Origin of the sequence: Zobellia sp. OII3 (assembly GCF_002211465.1) — a bacterium.
Lineage (GTDB): Bacteria > Bacteroidota > Bacteroidia > Flavobacteriales > Flavobacteriaceae > Zobellia > Zobellia galactanivorans.
In genome coordinates this window covers 441963-460046 of record NZ_MWRZ01000001.1, presented here as the reverse complement: position 1 = coordinate 460046, position 18084 = coordinate 441963, and the positions used below count along the sequence as shown (strand labels likewise).

The window sequence follows — 18084 nt, the reverse complement described above, 5'->3', positions numbered from 1 at the left end:
AAGTGATGTATGAGGTGGTTTTAAATTAGTTATCTGTTAATCAGGTGTTTAGTGTGTTCTAGGTGGGGGTGTTTCGAGTTGGCATCATTTTCTCTTAGTACTAAGAGATTATCAAAACAAATCAATAATTTAAAACACACACAAAATGAAAAACTTAATGTTTGCTGCAGTATTGTCTTTAGGTACAATGACTGCTTTTGCACAAGAAGAAGAAACAGTAGTAGAAGAAACAGTAGCAACTGAGGTTGTTGAAGCTCAAGATGCTTTTGCTGAAGTAGCAGTTGAAGAAGTTCCTGCCGCTATCTCTGAAGCTTTAGAGGCTGCCCACCCAGGTGCAACTATTTCTAAAGCCTTCATGAACGAAGATGCCCAGTACAAATTGGAAGTTGCCAAAGAAGATGGTGAAACTGCTGAATTGTATGCTGACGCCGAAGGTAACTGGATCGAAAAATAAGCTAATACTTTTATTAGTAGCATAGTTAGATAGTTAGTAAAAGGCCCCATCTTCATTTGAAGATGGGGCTTTTTTAATATATCTAGCTATAGGGTTTCAGTTCGAAAGATGCTGTATGCGAAGGAAGGTGTTGCTGATACTTCGCTCGGGTGTGGATCATGGGTATTCGTATACATTTTACACACCAAAGTACTAGAAATACACACAATTACACACTTTACATATTTTAAAAATATGTTATATAACTGTAAATCAAATATTTATGTTTGTTTTGCGATTTTGGTATCATTATTTCTTTAGAGTATACAGTTATTAATTCTAAAGAACACATCATGAAAAAGATATTTATCACAGCAATATTGGCATTAGGAAGTCTTTCGGCTTTTGCCCAAGAGGAGTCTACGGCAGTTGAAGCTGCAGCCACTGAGGCCGCAGCGACTCAAGATGATTTTTCTGAAGTATCTGCCGATGAGTTGCCCGAAGCGGTGACCGCAGCAGTTGCTAAAAACTATCCTACTGCATCTATTGATAAAGCATACGTGAACGAAGCAAAGCAGTTCAAGCTAGAGGTTTCCCTAGAAGATGGTACTGCCGGTACTTTGTACGCTGACGAAAATGGTAACTGGATTGAAATGTAAATAACTTGAGTTATTTGTTTTGTATCAAGTTGGTTTGGTCAGAAAGGGGTTGCATCTGCAGCCCCTTTCTATTTTGTATAAGGTCATAATTTTTTGAGTGTTCGAAAATATAAAGTAATAGGGCATCGTCTAATTTATAAAGAAGTGAGAATAACGATATTGATGTAGCTTCCTAGAGTACCGATACCGGCTTATCGATTAAAGGAAAAAAGAAGAAGGTCTTAATGTAAAATGGTCCGGCATAAGTTGCCCGGATTTTTTGCTTTTAGACCTGATCCATCCCAAGAAAGTAAAAAAGCCCAAGGCTAGGGTTTTACATCGCGATGGTTGAGTTGTGAAATTATTACCCAAATGAAACAGAATTTTACAATAATACACAGTTTTGAAAATCGACAAAATATATAACCAACTGTTTTTTAATTGATTAGGGGTTTTGGCTTTTTTGGTATCATATTTTCTATATACTAACTGAAATTAATTAATAACACTTAAAACCTGAATATCATGAAAAAAATATTTATCACTACCGTTTTCGCATTAGGAAGTTTAACTGCATTCGCTCAAGAAGAGCAAGCTACTGACGCTACAGAAACAGCTACTGAAGCTGTAGCCCAAGACGCTTTTGCCGAGGTTGCTTTGGAAGAAGTTCCGGAAGCCGTAACTACAATGGTTGAAACCAACTACCCTGGAGCTACGATCAACAAGGCTAGCAAGAATGAGGCTAACCAATACAAATTGGAAGTTTCTTTGGAAGATGGTACTTCTGGTGCCCTTATCGTTGATGAAGAAGGCAACGCCGTTCAACAATAAAAAGCGCCTAGCGTTTAGTTCCCCTACATTGAATATTACCATTAATTAGTTACACATATAAAATAAGAATATTATGAAAAAATTATTTATTACCACCGTTTTCGCACTAGGAAGTTTAACTGCATTCGCTCAAGAAGAGCAAGCTGCCGACGCTACAGAAACAGCTACTGAAGCTGTAGCCCAAGATGCTTTTGCCGAGGTTGCCTTGGAAGAAGTTCCAGAAGCCGTAACTGCAATGATCGAAACCAACTACCCAGGTGCTACGATCAACAAAGCAAGCAAGAACGAAGCTAACCAATACAAATTGGAAGTTTCTTTGGAAGATGGTACTTCTGGTGCCCTTATCGTTGATGAAGAAGGTAACGCCGTTCAACAATAAGAAGAACTAAATTGTCGGAAGAAATTCCGAACCAATTTTGAGAAAGGAACCGTGATATAACGGTTCCTTTTTTGCGTTTTGGCCCTTTTTTAAAAATATCTTTTATGATAAATTTAGAGGAGAGACAGCTTTCTTGTACTATTTTTACGTAGATAGATACAGAATACTAAACAGCTTTATGCCAAACCTTTTAATCATTGAAGATGACGCCGCTTTTTGTCAGATGCTTCAAAAGTTTTTGACGAGACACGGCTACGAAGTAGAGACGAGCTTTACAGCCCCAGATGCCAAGGAAAAATTCGGGAAAACCGATTTTGATTTGATATTAACCGATTTGCGTTTGCCCGATTATGACGGTATACAGTTACTGACCGATATAAAAGGAGTGAGTCCAAAGACACAGGTAATCGTTATGACCGGTTATGCTGAGGTTGGTACGGCCGTAAATGCCATGAAAAAGGGGGCCTTCGACTACATTTCAAAGCCTTTTACCCCTGATGAAATCGTAATGATCTTAGATAACGCCTTAAAGGTGGAGGTCAGTATGGCCCAAACCGCCCCAACAGAGGGAGACGGGTCTAAAAAGGACTCAAGGCAAAATGGTTCCAAGGCTACCCGCCCAGTGGGAGGAACGAATACTATAGTTAAAGGAGTGAGTGAGGCTTCCAAAAAATTGGAAGACTATATAAAATTGGTAGCCCCTACCGATATGTCCGTTTTAATTACCGGGGAAAGCGGTACGGGTAAGGAGGTGACGGCCAAGGCCATTCACGATAACAGCAAGCGCAAGGACTTTAATTTTATTGCTGTCGATTGTGGTGCCATACCCAAAGAATTGGCGACAAGTGAGTTTTTCGGACATATAAAAGGAAGTTTTACCGGAGCGGTAGAAGATAAGATAGGGAATTTTGAGGCTGCCAATAAAGGGACCTTGTTCTTGGATGAGGTGGGTAACCTATCGTACGAGAACCAAATACAATTGCTTCGGGCCTTGCAGGAACGAAAAATAAAACGGGTTGGTAGTACGAAAGAGATTGATGTAGATGTGCGTATCATTACGGCTACTAACGAAGATTTGACCGAGGCGGTGGAGAAAGGTACTTTTAGGGAAGACCTTTTTCATAGATTGAATGAATTCTCCATACAGATTCCTTCCCTAGAGGAACGATTCGAGGACTTGATGTTATTTGCCGAGAATTTTTTGAACAAGGCAAATGCAAGTCTGGATAAAAACGTTGACGGATTTTCTTCGGAAGTTTGGGAAGCTTTTCAGCAATACCACTGGCCGGGTAACCTTCGTGAACTACAGAATGTAGTGAAAAGGGCCGTGTTATTGACCACGGGCGATGAGGTTCAAATGGAAGCCTTGCCACGAGAGGTGCTTCAACCGCAAGAAAAAACGACTACCATAGAGAATTTTTCAAAATCGGAATTTGAAAAGGACCGTATTATCAAAGCCTTGAAAAAAACCAATTTCAATAAGTCGAAAGCGGCAAAATTACTTCAGGTGACACGGAAAACGCTTTATAATAAAATCAATCATTATAATCTGGACTTGTAGCCAGGCGCTCTTTGAGTTCGCTTGTTAAATCCGCTACATCTGATTTCAAATTCGCAAATGAATCTGAAAGGGTCTTATGGTCCATGGCTTCAGGGGTTGCAACTTCCATGTGTTCCAATGCAACTACACAGCTTTCGGCTTTCAGTTGCCTGAACATGGGCAGCATACGGTGTGCTACTTGATTTACTTGGGGGTAGTCTTGTGTGCCAACCGTTTCCTCAAGAAGTTTCATGTTGGTTTCTGTATCGCTTAAAAAGGTGCCCAGTACGTCTTGTATCGCATCTTCGTTCCTTCCTAAAAAAGAATGGATGATGTCAAGGTTGTATAATTTGGGTTCACGGTCAAGGGCCTCTGTCTTTCCTTCTTTGGGCGCTTCGTCTTGGGTGGTAATGCCCAATAGCTTGAGTGTGGCAATAAGTTCCCCTTTTGGAAAGGGCTTTTGTAGCACTTGGGAAAATCCGACCCCAATATAGGCTTCCGGCCCTAGGTCCCTTCTGCCGGTCATGGCAACGATAGGTTGGTCGGTATAGTGCTTGTAGGCCCCCGATTTGAGTTTTTTCAATACTTCGAACCCCGTTACCTGTGGCATTTGAATATCGGTAAGTACTATGTCATAGGCTAAATGGGAGTCTTTTTCAATGGAAAGAAAATTGGTAAAGGTATGTGCCGTAATGCCCATACTCTCTGCCAGTTCGCGTAGCATATGTAATAAGGCCGTATCGTCGTCAATGATCAGCATACGTAGTTTGGGGGCCAAATAGGGCATTTCCTTATTTGGTTTTTTTACCGCATCGGTAATTTCAAGGGGTAGCTGTAGGGTAAAGGTACTTCCTGAGCCCAATTGGCTTTCAAGGGTCAAGCTGCCCTTTAGGAGCTCGGCCAATTTTTTTGAAATGGTGAGTCCCAGACCGTGACCGCCAAACTTTTTATCCGTATCACTGTCGGCTTGGGTGAATTCCTTGAATATTAAATGTTGTTTTTCCTTGGCTATGCCTATGCCTGTGTCGACCACTTGAATACGTGCCGTTATGGCCTTGTCCTTGCCCTTGGTTGCGGTGGCTATAATCTTGATTTGGCCCTGCTCCGTAAACTTAAAGGCGTTGCCCATAAGGTTGGTCAGTATTTGTCGAATCCTGAACGGGTCGCCCAATACGGTTTGTTGAAGTTGTGGGGCGATTTCCAAGACCAATTTTAGGCCTTTTTGCATGTTTAAGGCCTGAAGGTTTTCGGCGGTTTCTTGAATCAGATGGGCCGGGATAAAGGGAACCTTTTCGATTTTGAGCTTACCTGCTTCCAGTTTTGAGAAATCGAGTAGGTCGTTCACTAGATTGCCGACATATTCCGAGGCCGATTTTACATTCTTTATATACCCGTTTTGCTTGCGGGTAAGTCCCGTGCTTTCGAGTAGTTCCGAATATCCACTAATGGTGTTTAACGGTGTGCGCAAATCGTGGCTTACGGTAGAGATCAGCTGCTCGCGACTCTTTAAAATCGACTCGGAGAATTTTTTCTCTTTTTCTAACCGCATTCGATAGGTCTGTACTTTCCAATAATCCCTTGTAATCAAAAAAGAAAAGATGCCCACGATCAAAAATCCTAATAGAGCCGCCAAACCGGCGATCCGGGTAGTTCTTTTTAGGGTTTCCCGTTTTACGATACTGGTGTTGTAACTGCTGGCTATAATTTCTTTTTCAAAGGCGGCAATGATATTTTGGAGCTGGCGCGAGAGTTCAAGGTCGTTACGGTTTACCTCGATTTCCTTTTGCGCCAAGGAGCGTTGCGATCGGGTATCGGCCAATTTGGCCTTTCTCAACATGGCTTTTGAAACGTTCAAGATAGAATCTACATAGGCGGCGTTCTTGGTGTTATCGCCTGAATTCGGAACGTTTTTACTGATCAGGTCGGCATAGTCCCTTAGGGATTGCTGCACCTTTGGGGACAACTGGTCGAAGTCGGTAAAAAGGTTTTCTGCTGAAAACTTGCCGAAAGATTCCTCTATTTTTTCAAATTCCTTTAAGGCCTTGTCCAACGAATTGGCCGACTTGCTTTTGACTTTCAATTTTCGCAACTCGTTGTTGTTGCTTACTTTTTGGCTCAATAGAACCTGCAGGCTATCTAACAGGCTTTTTTGTTCTTCGCCCAACATTAGCTGCTTTAGGGTGTCGATTTCTATTTGTATGGAGTCTATTTTAAGGGCGTAGGCGTCAAAATTGATTTTCTCGTCGCTCTGTAAGGCGAGCTTAGAAAGACTTTCGGCCTCGTAAAGATTGGTCATCAACGAACTTGTCCGTAGTAATTTTTCATCGTTTACATCGGCGGTTTCGGTTGAAATATAGGTTTGTATCTCGGTATATACGAAATAACCAACGGCTGCCGCCAGTATAGCCAAAATGAGATAGCTGGCGACAATTTTTAAGGTGAATTTGTTTTTAGATTTTTTAGAGGCGTTTACCATGTTCGTATGTTGCACAAAAGTCTTTCTAAAAATACGGATATAATGTTGATAGGGTTTACCGATAAGCGTTAATTGTTTGCAGGCTATGGCACGATCGATGAACGAAGCCCTGTCTTTTGATCAAATTAGTTATGAAATGTAAAAGGGCCGAGCTATATTTGCGCCATCTCAAAGGGGTGCGAACCCTTGAAACGGTCAAGGCCAACATAAGGCCTTGGTTGAATCAAGATAAGCTGAGATTATACCCAATGAACCTGGGCGGGTAATGCTGCCAAGGGACAGTGATTTTTTTTCACTTCTTGGATTTTTTATGCCGGTCCATAATTGGACGAATTTTCAAAACAACATATAGAATAAGGCCCCTTTTATTCGTAGCTAATTTATACGAATGAAACACATTGTAATGCTTTTGGTCGGCCTGTTGATTACGGGCCAGGTTTTTGCCCAAGAAAAGGAAGTCGATTCCCTTACCGGCAAAGAAATAAACCTAGATGAGGTTTTTGTTTCTGCTATTAGGGTCAATAAGGCTACTCCCGTAACTTTTTCCAATCTTAAAAAAGAAGAATACGCTTCGCGTAATTTGGGTCAAGATATTCCTATTCTCATGAATTTTCTGCCTGGGGTGGTAACTACCTCCGATGCGGGAGCCGGAGTTGGCTATACAGGTATTCGCGTACGTGGTAGTGACAATACGCGCGTTAACGTTACCATAAACGGTATACCTTACAACGATTCTGAGTCGCATGGTACCTTTTGGGTCAATATGCCCGATTTTGCCTCCTCTACCGAAAGTTTGCAACTTCAGCGTGGTGTGGGTACGTCTACCAACGGTTCAGGAGCCTTTGGAGCTAGCCTGAACCTATTGACGGATGCCGTTTCTGAAGAAGCCTATGGCCAGGTTTCATCGTCCGTAGGGAGCTTTAATACGCTTAGGAACAATATCAAGTTCAGTACGGGTCTACTCAATGATCGGATAGAGATTTCCGGTCGATTGTCGCGAATAACTTCAGATGGCTATGTGGATAGGGCTTCCTCCGATCTGGATTCTTACTTCTTGCAAGCGGCCTACAGCGACGGTAAAACACAATTGAAGGCCTTACTCTTCGGTGGGCATGAGGTGACTTATCAGGCATGGAACGGCGTTGATGCGAAAACCTTATTAGAGGATAGAACTTATAATTCGGCGGGGGCCTACACCGATGAAAACGGAGACGAGCAATTCTATGACAATGAGGTGGATGACTACAAGCAAAACCATGCCCAATTTCTTTGGAATCAGAAGCTTTCTGGGAATTGGAGTTCTAATGTAGCCCTTCATTTTACCAAAGGGAGCGGATTTTTTGAACAGTACAAACAAGAAGATGACTTTGCAACATACGGCTTTGATCCCATAGTGGTGAATGGTGATTTGGTTGAAACGACCGATTTGATACGTCGTCGCTGGTTAGATAACAAGTTCTACGGCCTAGTCTTTTCGGCCAATTATACCAAAGACCGTTTAGATGTTATTTTAGGGGGAGGATGGAATTCGTATCAAGGGGATCACTTCGGTGAAGTTATTTGGGCACGATATGCTACCGATAGCCATATTCGCGATAGGTATTATGAAGACGATTCCAATAAATCGGATTTCAATGTGTATTCAAAGGTGAATTATGGTCTAAACGATAAATGGAGCCTCTTTGGCGACCTTCAATATAGAAGGGTGGGTTATTCGGCCAACGGTGAAGATACCGGACTTGTTGATGATACCTTTGGTTTTTTCAACCCTAAGGCGGGGGTGGTATTTAACTTGGATGCCAATAACAATTTCTATTTCAGTTATGCCGTTGCTAATCGTGAGCCGAATAGGAACGATTACGAAGGGGGAAGCCCTAAATCGGAAAAATTGAACGATTTTGAGTTGGGGTGGCGTTATGTCTCCACTTCGTTCCAACTGAATGCCAATGCCTATTATATGAAGTACAAAGACCAATTGGTGTTGACAGGGCAGCTCAACGATGTAGGGGCTCCGTTGCGTGCCAACGTTGGGGATAGTTACCGACTCGGATTCGAGTTGGATGCAAATGTTCAGATCGGGAAGAAGTTTTTTTGGCGACCGAATTTAGCCGTAAGCTCTAATAAGAACATAGATTTTTTTACGGAGAACAATGGCGTTTTAGAAGAATTGGGCAATACCACCATCGCATTTTCCCCTAATATCATTACGGGTAACGTTTTGGGCTACAATCCCCTTTACAACCTGCAGTTGTCCTTGTTGAACAAATACGTGGGAAAACAATACATGAACAATATTCATAACGAAGACTCGGTGTTGGATTGGTATTCCCAGACCGATTTCAATATTCAATATCAAATTGATGTAAATACTTTTGTTAAGAGCATCACCCTATCCGGTTTGGTGAACAATATCTTTGATTCAAAGTTTGTTTCGAACGGAGCGGATTATGGAGGTGGGTATATCTATTACTATCCACAGGCAGGAACGAATTTCTTATTGGGAGCTACGGTTAGGTTTTAATGCCGAGGTTGTTTTTCTTCGTAATCGGATGGCGTTAAAAACTTATGGAATTAGTTTCATCGCGGCTTAGAAGCTGTTCTTAAATCCGTTATTTTTACGCGATAATCGAGATGAAATGCTTCGAGGCTTGCCTCGAAATCAAGATGTATTCCCTTTAATGCCTCGCCGGCTTGCCCCGAGGTTGTTTACTACAGATTCAAAGTGTCGATGGTATGGAAGAAAGAAAGAAAATTCGCTGGGGTATTTTAGGTTGCGGAAATGTAACCGAAGTCAAAAGCGGACCGGCCTATCAAAAAACAGAAGGTTTTGAAGTCGTGGCCGTTATGCGGCGCGATGCCGGGAAAGCTGCTGATTACGCCAAAAGGCATGGTATTCCTAAATACTATTCAGATGCCGATGCCCTTATAAACGATGAAGAGGTAGATGCCGTCTATATCGCCACGCCTCCCGATAGTCATAAGCGATATGCGCTAAAGGTTGCTGCTGCGGGAAAGCCTTGTTGTATTGAAAAACCGATGGCTCCGAGCTATGCCGATAGTCTTGAGGTCGAGCAAGCATTTGCAAAGAAAAACATACCCCTTTTCGTAGCGTATTACCGTCGTTCCTTACCGCGTTTTTTAAAGGTGAAGGAATGGTTGGATACCCATCAAATAGGGGAAGTCCGCCACATTCGTTGGTTTTTGGGAAAACCGCCCAATGAAGTCGATTTAATCGGGCAGTACAATTGGCGTACCGATGCCCAAGTGGCCCCGGGCGGGTATTTTGACGATTTGGCCAGTCACGGCCTAGATCTCTTTGCCTATTTGTTGGGTGATTTTGACGAGGCTTACGGAACGGCACTGAACCAACAGGGCTTGTATACCGCCAAAGATGCCATAACGGGGCATTGGCTTCATAAAAAGGGCATCACGGGTTCGGGTACATGGAATTTTGGAACCCACCAAAGGGAAGACTTGGTCGAGATTTACGGAAGTGAAGGTAAGATCGGTTTTTCCGTTTTTGAGGAGGCCGATGTGGTCTTGGTCAATGCCAAGGGCGAAGAGCGCTTGTTTATAGCCCATCCCGAACATGTGCAGCAATTTCATGTTGAAAATTTAAGGGAGGATCTGTTCGGGGGTAAAAGCCATCCGTCAACAGGAAAGACGGCCTTGCATACCAGTTGGGTAATGGACCGTATTTTAGGTAGTCTATAGACGGCCTGGCCCTGCAGTTTTACTGAAGTATAATGGTTAAAAATACCCAAGAGCATATGAAAAAAGTACCGGCCTTTGGAAGTAAGCTGCGGAAGAATATCGTAGCCGTCCCTGAAATTATAGACGAGTGCTCGGGTATTCGTGTTTTCGGGCAATTGTTAAAGTCTTTTTTGTTCAGTACCGATGTGGCCATCATACGCAATACCAATGCCAATGCCATTATTGCGGTCTACCCGTTTACACCACAGCCCACCATTTCCAATGCCTTGATTTTGGCGGCCGATAAGCCTATTTTTTGTGGCGTAGGGGGAGGAATCACTACGGGTAACCGGTCTATTGAGTTGGCCGTACATGCCGATTTTCAAGGGGCCTTAGGGGTAGTCTTGAACAAGCCGGCCCCCAATGACCTGATCCGGCAGTTGAAAGACCGAATCGATATTCCGGTAACCATTACCATTGTATCTGAAAAAGATGATATTAAGGGAAGGATACGGGCCGGTATCGATATCTTTAATGTTTCAGGGGCGGGTAAAACTACCGATATCATTAAGCGTATAAGGGATATCGATGATGAGGTTGCGATCATTGCCACTGGGGGAAAAACGGATGAAACCATTGTGTCGGCCATCGAGGCCGGGGCCAATGCTATTTCTTACACCCCGCCTAGTACGGGTGAACTTTTCAAGGCCATTATGGAGCGCTATAGAAACGAGTAAAAGTGCTAGTTGGTGACCAGTATGATCCTGCCGCTGCGTGTAGCGCGATATTCGAGCATGTCGTAATACCGTTTGCCCTCTTCCGGTGGGTTGATCAGTTGACCGGTGAATAGGTTGTAAACAAGGTCGTCGCACGAACAGGTAACCTCTAGGCCGTTCTGGGTCATGGTAGAGCAATCGTTGGGCACGTGGTTGGGGCAGGTGGCCTCGAAGGCACGGTATTGGTCAATACCCGATTGAATGACATAAATGCCTCTTATGCCCACACCCGCATTGTCGACGAAAACGATACTTCCGATATTGGTCAGCTGACTGTACAGGGGAAGGTTGAGGTTCATATCGAACCGAAAACCCACCTCTTGCAAGTAGGGATTGCGCACAACCCCATCTTTGCTACACGATAAGGTTGATAAGACAATAAGTATGCTGAACAAACGCTTCATAGAAAAGGATGTAGGTTAAAAATCCGTACAGCAAAAGTGAACAAAATTTATGTATATTTGCGTTAAATCCTCTCTAAAATGGCTGCAATGTTACGGTCTATGTAGAGGATTTTCCTATTTTACCTGATATATTAAACGAGTATCATATGAGTAACGTATCTTACTATACAAAAGAAGGACTACAAAAATTAAGGGACGAGTTGAATCAATTGAAAGATGTTGAACGACCCAAAGCTTCCCAAGCCATTGCCGAAGCACGTGATAAGGGTGACCTTTCCGAAAATGCGGAGTACGACGCGGCCAAAGAGGCCCAAGGCCTATTGGAGCTCAAGATCTCTAAGATGGAGGAAATCCTTTCCAATGCGCGTCTTATTGATGAATCTCAATTGGACACCTCTAAGGTACTGGTGCTTTCTACCGTTAAATTGAAGAACCAGACCAACGGTATGGAAATGAAATACACCTTGGTAGCCGAGAGCGAGGCCGACCTGAAAACAGGCAAGATTTCGGTAAGCTCACCTATAGGTAAAGGACTGTTGGGTAAGAAAGTAGGCGATACCGCTGAGATAACCGTACCGAACGGAACCTTGAAATTCGATATTTTAGAGATTACAAGAGCATAAAATTTTAGAGCGCTATGGCATCGATCTTCACAAAAATCATCAACGGCGAAATTCCCTGTTATAAAATAGCGGAAGACGATGACTATTTCGCCTTTTTAGATATCAACCCCAACGCCAAGGGGCATACTCTTTGTATTCCGAAGAAAGAGGTAGATAAGATTATGGATCTTGACGAGGCTACCTATATGGGACTCATGGCCTTTTCACGAAAAGTGGGGAAGGCCATTGAAACTGCCATCGATTGTAAACGGGTAGGAATGACGGTCATTGGCCTTGAGGTGCCGCACGTTCATGTTCATCTTATACCTTTGAACAGTATGCAAGAGGCTACTTTTCAGCACAAGGTCTCACTTGCCAAGGAAGAATTTGAAACGATTGCCGCGAAGATCCGCGCCGAACTAGGCTAGGTCTATTGAATCGTAAAATAAATACCAGCGGCCACTATGGCCACGATAAGCAAGATTAAAACCCAGAATAGGGGAGTAAATTTTAGGGTGTTGCGATCAGGGGTCACCATTTTTTGGTAGTACTTGAAACTACGCTCAATATCGTCCGTCCAACTTACAGGATAGATTTTCGACTCACATTTATTGCATACGATTTCATGCGTAACCTCATTCGTAATGGAATGAAAGAGTTTGCCATACTTGTGTTTTTGGTAAAAAGAAACCTTTAAATCTTGATTGAAGCATTCCGGGCAATTGTTTGTCAGTTCCGCTTCCTTGATCATCACTAATTTTTCCTTTGCCATTTCAACTGCTTGTAAAAAATAAAATCTCTTATTTCTGAATATACTCTTTTTATACGAAAATAGAGGTCTTAGGGTTTTCGACCTTCTAACTTAAAGCCTTTAGGGTAACCTGCATAACTGTACCCTGCTTATTCGACGAAAGTACTTTTATCTTCCCCTTATGGTACTCTTCAACGATTCTTTTTACCAACGAAAGGCCCAAGCCCCAACCTCTTTTTTTGCTGGTTACCCCAGGGTTGAAAATGGTCTGGAAGTCACTTTTGGGTATGCCGTGACCGGTATCCGAAACTTGTACGTGTACTTGTTTGCCCTCGCTTCGTATCTCTATGTGGATGCTTCCCTTGCCCTTCATGGCGTCGATACCGTTTTTGACCAGGTTTTCTATCGTCCAATTGTAGAGGGAGCGGTTCAGTAATACCGGAAGCTGCCCTACATTTGAAGAGAACGAGAAATCGATCAGTTTTGAGCTACGCAATTTTAGGTAGTCGTAGGCATCTTTGGTTTCTTTTACAATATCGTGGGGGTCGAGCTTGGGTAGCGAACCTATTTTTGAAAAGCGTTCGGTAATGGTCTCTAGCCTAGAAATATCCTTTGAGATTTCCTTGGTAATCTGGGGGTTGATGTTTTCGCTTTTTAAAAGTTCGTTCCATCCCAATAAGGAAGATAAGGGCGTACCGATCTGGTGTGCCGTTTCCTTGGCCATGCCCGCCCATAGTTTGTTCTGTTCAGAGGCCTTGTTGGTCTTGAAAAAGAAGAAGATTACCGCCCCGAACAAAAACATGATCAATAAGAGGGCTATGGGGTAGTATTTCAATTTGTTCAAAACCTCCGAATTGCCGTAATAAAGCGTAGCCAAATGTTCGCCCTGTTGGTTTATTGAAATGGGTTTGTTCTCGCTTTCGAACTTCCGTATTCTATTTTGAACATAAACAGAGTCGCTTACTTTCTGCTTATCCATGTTATTGGTCTTGTACGAACCGTCTTTGTTGACCAAGATCATGGGGGTCGAGGTGTTGTTCTGGAAAACTTTGAGGTGTAGGTTGCCCAGATCGGTATCTTCCGACGATTGTTGGAATTCCGATTGTGCCGTGGCCCAAATTTCCATCTTAAGCCGTTCTTCTTCCTTGAACTTTTTAAAGAAACTGTTCGTATTCCACAGTATAAGGCTCACAATACCAAAGGAGGTAATGAGTAAAATGAAATTCGATGTTTTATTTTTAGGATTGAAATTCATCCGCATAAATACCTATTGAATGGGTCCAAGCCCGTATTTCGTTAAGGGTTGAACCCGTCAAAGATAAGGTAAATATGAAGAAAAAGATGTAGGGTAGATGGGCATCGGTGTTTTTGATGGATTCTATTTTCTTATCTTTATGCTATGGCAAAAGAAATGATTTCAGTACTACCCGAAGCGGTTTCTACCGCTCAGTTGCATGCTTATCTTTTGGGGGCCGTAGGTCCCAGGCCAATTGCGTTGGCCAGTACGGTAGATGAAAAGGGAAACCCCAACCTGTCTCCCTTTAGTTTTTTTAATGTGTTCAGCGCCAAGCCTCCTATTTTGATTTTCTCACCGGCACGTAGGGTGCGTGACAACACCACAAAGCATACCTTGCAGAACGTGTTGTTGACCAAAGAGGTGGTTATAAATGTCGTCAATTACAATATGGTACAGCAAATGTCTTTGTCGAGTACCGAATACGCCAAGGGAGTGAACGAATTTGAAAAGGCCGGCCTGACTATGCGATCTTCAGATATCGTAAGGCCTTTCCGTGTGGCCGAATCGCCTGTACAATTTGAATGTAAGGTAAGCAAGGTGGAGGCCTTGGGGCGTGAAGGCGGTGCGGGTAACTTGGTGTTTTCCGAAGTGGTAAAAATACATGTCGACCCCGATATTCTTGATGAAAACGGGGTAATCGACCAATGTAAGATCGATCAAGTGGCGCGTATGGGAGGCAATTGGTACAGCAGGGCCAATCTAGGATTGTTCGAAGTGCCCAAGCCCTTGTCTTCCTTGGGGATCGGCTTTGATCAAATACCCGAACATATTCGTTTGAGCAAGACCCTCACCGGTAACGATTTGGGAATGTTGGGCAATATAGAGGAAATACCCGACCGCAAATCGGTAGAAGATTTTGTTGCGAAGCATATCGAAATAAGGTCTTTGCTCAGTGGAGGGGAAAGAAAGCCGCTAGAGTTAAAGGCCCAAGAATATTTACATAAGAACGATGTGCTTTCCGCATGGAAGGTATTGTTGGCGGAGTAATCTACAGGAAAACCAGTATTTTAGTAGGGTTTATATGGGTTGAAGTGTTTTAGGTGAAATTAACGATCATCTATTCCTTTGCGTATTATGAAAACCCACCTGTCCGTTTTGCTCTTGTTACTTCTGGTCGTGCCCCATGCATTTTCGCAGGAAAATGATGTGGCCCGTCAAAGTGGTGCCTCTTCGTATATTGCTGTTAGTCCTTTTTCATCTTTGGATATTTATGCCCCTAGGTTGCGGCTTGGCTATATCCAGCATGTAGCGCCCCATGTGAAAATGGGTGTCGACATCGGTTATGGCAATAAGGGAATAGGCTTCTTGAGCAATCATCTTGGGGATAGTTACCGCTTATGGGAAATAAGGCCCGAGTTTCATTATGTGCTCAACCCTAAGGCGAGAACCCTAAAATATATTTCTGCCGAACTGTTTTATATCGACCAGGCCAATATCTTTTCCAATGGGGAGTACCAGACTGAAAACGGTGAAGATTTTCGTTATGACCGGGCTCGGTTCGAACGTCAAAAATATGGAATGCACCTTAAGTTTGGTTTGTTTTTGAACTTGGGACAAAAGGTCGGATTGAACTTTTATGGAGGAATCGGTTTCCGTTGGCGCAACAGTGAATATCTCGATGTGGAAAACCTAGAAAGCACCGATGTTTTTCGCGAATGGTATTCTTCCTTGTATGATAAGGAAGGCCGGGATTTTGGTCCCAACCCATCTTTGGGGGTAAAATTCTATTATCGCTTATAGCTGATAACCTTTAATAACTTCTATTTGTTTTTTTAGGTGGATTATGCGATTAAAACTACTTTTATCCACTATAAAAATTAGTTCACATATAATTCATAATCATGGAAGTTCAAGGAAAAGTAAAAATGATCGGGGAAACCCAAACCTTCGGGAATAACGGGTTTAGAAAGCGCGAGATAGTGGTAACTACCGAAGAACAGTACCCACAACATATAATGGTAGAGTTTGTACAAGATAAAACCGATTTGTTGAATAACTTTAGTGTAGGTCAAGACGTAAAGATCAGTATCAACTTAAGAGGTAGGGAATGGACCAACCCACAGGGTGAGGTTAAATATTTCAATTCTATCCAAGGTTGGAGAATCGAGGCTGTTCAAGCGGAACAAAGCGCGCCTGGAATGCCGCCTGTGCCACCAGCGGAAGCGTTTCAACCTGCTGACAACCTAAATGAGGAAGATCACGACGATTTACCCTTTTAAGTTTTACATGGGCTGATCAGGCCCGTGAAGAAAATTATAGAAGCCCCGTTAGCTAGACTGCCTAACGGGGCTTTTGGCTATTTTTGCAATATCTCTAAAACGAAAGGGTGAAAGGAAACGAAGCTCAAAACAGTTTATTTTTTCTCGGCGAAGCCTTGGTGTTTCCTCCGGTGGAATATGCCCAAGACGATGGCCTCTTGGCGGCCGGGGGCGATCTGTCGGTCGAACGTTTGTTGTTGGCCTACAAAAGCGGTATTTTCCCCTGGTTCAATACTGATGCGCTATTGCTGTGGTGGAGCCCCGACCCTAGAATGGTGCTTCGTCCAAAGGATGTGAAAATCTCTAAAAGCATGCGTAAAGTATTGCGCGACGACAGGTTTAAGTTGACCAAAAACCAGTCTTTTGAAGCTGTCATCGAAGCCTGTTCCAGCATTGAAAGAGAAGGCCAAGACGGCACGTGGATAACCGATAAGATGAAAAGGGCCTATCTGCAACTGCATGAAAAAGGATATGCCACCTCGTACGAAGTCTGGGAAAACGATAGGCTCGTGGGCGGACTCTACGGTGTAGACCTAGGGACTGTTTTCTGCGGGGAAAGCATGTTCAGCAAGGTGAGCAATGCCTCAAAGTTTGCCTTCATCAAAATGGCTCAGGAACTGGAAGCAAAAAACTATAGGCTCATCGATTGCCAGATCTATACGTCCCATCTTGAGAGTTTGGGCGCCCAAGAAATCCCCCGTTCTGAATTCATTCAAATTCTAAAGGCTGAAAATAAGCGAGGTGAGTAAGAAGAAGATATGCTGTGTCGCCTGTGTATAGTCTTCTGCGCGATACTCGGCACCGATTTCCAATTTTGTTCCGTGGTCGAGCAACCAACCGAAGTGCGATGTGAGACGTTGGTCGTATATGGGGCTCTCGCCTTTGGAGACACTAAGGAGTGGTTCTGCGGAAGCGGAAAAATATGGGTCTCCTACGTCAAGTTCTTCACCTTTTAAAGGAAAGTCGATCGCGAAGCGATACCGAAAGCGATGAACGGTCAATGAAGGCGTGATGCGCTGTTCGGCCCGAAAACGGCTACCCATGTTTAGGTTTTTGTTGCTATGCGAATATTTGTACTGCTGTACCGTTCTTAGTTCGTTCTCTTCCGGTTCATCGAAAGTGTGCCTGAAGCGGTACTGTACCCCAAGGGCCAAACTTTGTTTCGGGTCGATTTTAAAAGAGGAAAAGTGAACAAGGTCAATTTGTCTGATACGATATGAAAAATCATCTTCGTAAATATAGGCGCGCTGGGCTGCCTTGAAACTATGTGAATAATTGGTGCTCACCTTATATTTCAACGAAATATCGGGCTGAAAATAGCCTGTGAGATTCTCTTGGCAGAACCCCAAACTGCTCAACAACAAGCTAAAAAGAACAAAGAGCTTTTTAATATAGTATATGGTCATAGTTTGGAGGTAGGGCCTTTTTGATCAATTCCAATTTACCTTCGGCATTAAAGATGATTTCAAATTTTTCAACATCCTTACCGTTCTTCCTGCCTTTGACGGCAAATTTGTAGGTAATGGAGGGAAGCATCAGGTTTTGAAAGGCATCTTTCAGGCTTTGGTCTATGTCGTTACCTTCGGTAAGATATTGTTGTTGTATTTTTTGTACGCGGTATTTTTCGAAATTATTTTCCAGATAAGCGATGATTTGGGAATAGGAATCGTTGGGGATGTCTACCGGCTTTATTTCAAATTCAATGTCTTCGATATTGCTGTCGTTGTTGAATTTTATACCGTATCGCAAACGGTCTTTTTTAAACTTAACCTTGTAGCTGACCTCGTTGCTGTCTATTTCCTTGTAAAAACGTATTTGCCTCGCATTTTCCAATTTTTCCTCGATGCCCATAAGGGCCTTTTCCGGAAATTGTGATTTTCGAATACGGTGTTCGCGCTCACTTTTGACTTGGGCGAAGAGTGTACCGGTACCAAAGGAGAAAATAAATACTAAAAGGAAAATAGACTTAAAATTCATATCGCTATACTTTCTGTAAGGTTCATTTT

20 protein-coding genes are annotated in these 18084 nt (G+C 43.0%); 14 read left to right on the top strand and 6 right to left on the bottom strand.

Annotated features, from left to right (window positions below; translation table 11 throughout):
• Positions 1–145 precede the first annotated feature (145 nt).
• From B4Q04_RS01910 to B4Q04_RS01890, 5 genes are all read left to right on the top strand, one after another.
• Entirely contained in the window at positions 146–454 is a 309-nt protein-coding gene (locus tag B4Q04_RS01910) for a hypothetical protein (RefSeq protein ID WP_013992712.1), read from the top strand.
• A 332-nt stretch (positions 455–786) separates the two neighbouring features.
• Positions 787–1092: a hypothetical protein gene (locus B4Q04_RS01905; RefSeq protein WP_013992711.1), complete on the top strand. Its 306-nt coding sequence runs from the start codon at positions 787–789 to the stop codon at positions 1090–1092.
• 504 nt (positions 1093–1596) lie between these two features.
• On the top strand, positions 1597–1902 hold the full coding sequence (locus tag B4Q04_RS01900) for a hypothetical protein (protein ID WP_088695840.1): 306 nt from the start codon (positions 1597–1599) through the stop codon (positions 1900–1902).
• Between the two features lie 73 nt (positions 1903–1975).
• Positions 1976–2281, top strand: a complete 306-nt coding sequence (locus B4Q04_RS01895) for a hypothetical protein (protein WP_013992709.1) — start codon at positions 1976–1978, stop codon at positions 2279–2281.
• 178 nt (positions 2282–2459) lie between these two features.
• Positions 2460–3842, top strand: coding sequence for a sigma-54-dependent transcriptional regulator (locus B4Q04_RS01890; RefSeq protein ID WP_013992708.1), 1383 nt, complete (start codon positions 2460–2462; stop codon positions 3840–3842).
• Here the strand turns inward: B4Q04_RS01890 and B4Q04_RS01885 are convergent.
• Complete coding sequence (locus tag B4Q04_RS01885) at positions 3817–6312, bottom strand: hybrid sensor histidine kinase/response regulator (protein ID WP_123772317.1); 2496 nt, start codon at positions 6310–6312, stop codon at positions 3817–3819. The genes B4Q04_RS01890 and B4Q04_RS01885 overlap by 26 nt on opposite strands.
• Positions 6313–6685: 373 nt before the next feature.
• Here B4Q04_RS01885 and B4Q04_RS01880 point away from each other — a divergent pair, with 373 nt between their 5' ends.
• From B4Q04_RS01880 to B4Q04_RS01870, 3 genes are all read left to right on the top strand, one after another.
• Complete coding sequence (locus tag B4Q04_RS01880) at positions 6686–8818, top strand: TonB-dependent receptor (RefSeq protein WP_088695838.1); 2133 nt, start codon at positions 6686–6688, stop codon at positions 8816–8818.
• Between the two features lie 212 nt (positions 8819–9030).
• Entirely contained in the window at positions 9031–10011 is a 981-nt protein-coding gene (locus B4Q04_RS01875) for a Gfo/Idh/MocA family protein (RefSeq protein ID WP_088695837.1), read from the top strand.
• A 56-nt stretch (positions 10012–10067) separates the two neighbouring features.
• Positions 10068–10727 (top strand): hydrolase, encoded by a 660-nt coding sequence (locus tag B4Q04_RS01870; protein ID WP_046287799.1) that lies wholly within the window; start codon positions 10068–10070, stop codon positions 10725–10727.
• Between the two features lie 5 nt (positions 10728–10732).
• On the opposite strand, the gene B4Q04_RS01865 is transcribed toward B4Q04_RS01870, so the two are convergent.
• Positions 10733–11170, bottom strand: coding sequence for a hypothetical protein (locus B4Q04_RS01865; protein ID WP_088695836.1), 438 nt, complete (start codon positions 11168–11170; stop codon positions 10733–10735).
• A gap of 146 nt (positions 11171–11316) precedes the next feature.
• Here B4Q04_RS01865 and greA point away from each other — a divergent pair, with 146 nt between their 5' ends.
• Together greA and B4Q04_RS01855 are read left to right on the top strand one after the other, a co-directional pair.
• Complete coding sequence (gene greA / locus B4Q04_RS01860) at positions 11317–11793, top strand: transcription elongation factor GreA (protein ID WP_013992701.1); 477 nt, start codon at positions 11317–11319, stop codon at positions 11791–11793.
• A 14-nt stretch (positions 11794–11807) separates the two neighbouring features.
• Complete coding sequence (locus B4Q04_RS01855; RefSeq protein ID WP_013992700.1) at positions 11808–12200, top strand: HIT family protein; 393 nt, start codon at positions 11808–11810, stop codon at positions 12198–12200.
• Positions 12201–12202: 2 nt separating this feature from the next.
• Here B4Q04_RS01855 and B4Q04_RS01850 read toward each other — a convergent pair whose 3' ends face one another.
• Entirely contained in the window at positions 12203–12544 is a 342-nt protein-coding gene (locus tag B4Q04_RS01850) for a hypothetical protein (protein WP_088695835.1), read from the bottom strand.
• A gap of 85 nt (positions 12545–12629) precedes the next feature.
• Entirely contained in the window at positions 12630–13778 is a 1149-nt protein-coding gene (locus tag B4Q04_RS01845) for a sensor histidine kinase (protein ID WP_046287375.1), read from the bottom strand.
• A gap of 144 nt (positions 13779–13922) precedes the next feature.
• On the opposite strand from B4Q04_RS01845, the gene B4Q04_RS01840 reads away from it, so the two are divergent.
• The 4 genes from B4Q04_RS01840 to aat all read left to right on the top strand — a co-directional run bounded on the left by B4Q04_RS01840 (position 13923) and on the right by aat (position 16827).
• The gene (locus B4Q04_RS01840; RefSeq protein ID WP_410543957.1) at positions 13923–14807 is read left to right on the top strand and encodes a flavin reductase family protein; all 885 of its coding nucleotides are present in this window, start codon (positions 13923–13925) and stop codon (positions 14805–14807) included.
• An 87-nt stretch (positions 14808–14894) separates the two neighbouring features.
• Positions 14895–15560 (top strand): hypothetical protein, encoded by a 666-nt coding sequence (locus tag B4Q04_RS01835; protein WP_088695834.1) that lies wholly within the window; start codon positions 14895–14897, stop codon positions 15558–15560.
• Between the two features lie 101 nt (positions 15561–15661).
• Positions 15662–16039: a DUF3127 domain-containing protein gene (locus B4Q04_RS01830; protein ID WP_013992695.1), complete on the top strand. Its 378-nt coding sequence runs from the start codon at positions 15662–15664 to the stop codon at positions 16037–16039.
• 107 nt (positions 16040–16146) lie between these two features.
• Positions 16147–16827 (top strand): leucyl/phenylalanyl-tRNA--protein transferase, encoded by a 681-nt coding sequence (gene aat, locus B4Q04_RS01825; protein WP_088695833.1) that lies wholly within the window; start codon positions 16147–16149, stop codon positions 16825–16827.
• Here aat and B4Q04_RS01820 read toward each other — a convergent pair.
• Together B4Q04_RS01820 and B4Q04_RS01815 are read right to left on the bottom strand one after the other, a co-directional pair.
• Positions 16798–17484: a DUF2490 domain-containing protein gene (locus tag B4Q04_RS01820; RefSeq protein WP_013992693.1), complete on the bottom strand. Its 687-nt coding sequence runs from the start codon at positions 17482–17484 to the stop codon at positions 16798–16800. The two genes, aat and B4Q04_RS01820, sit on opposite strands and share 30 nt — an antisense overlap.
• Positions 17465–18055 (bottom strand): hypothetical protein, encoded by a 591-nt coding sequence (locus B4Q04_RS01815; protein ID WP_088695832.1) that lies wholly within the window; start codon positions 18053–18055, stop codon positions 17465–17467. Before B4Q04_RS01815 ends, B4Q04_RS01820 begins: the two co-directional genes overlap by 20 nt.
• Positions 18056–18084 lie beyond the last annotated feature (29 nt).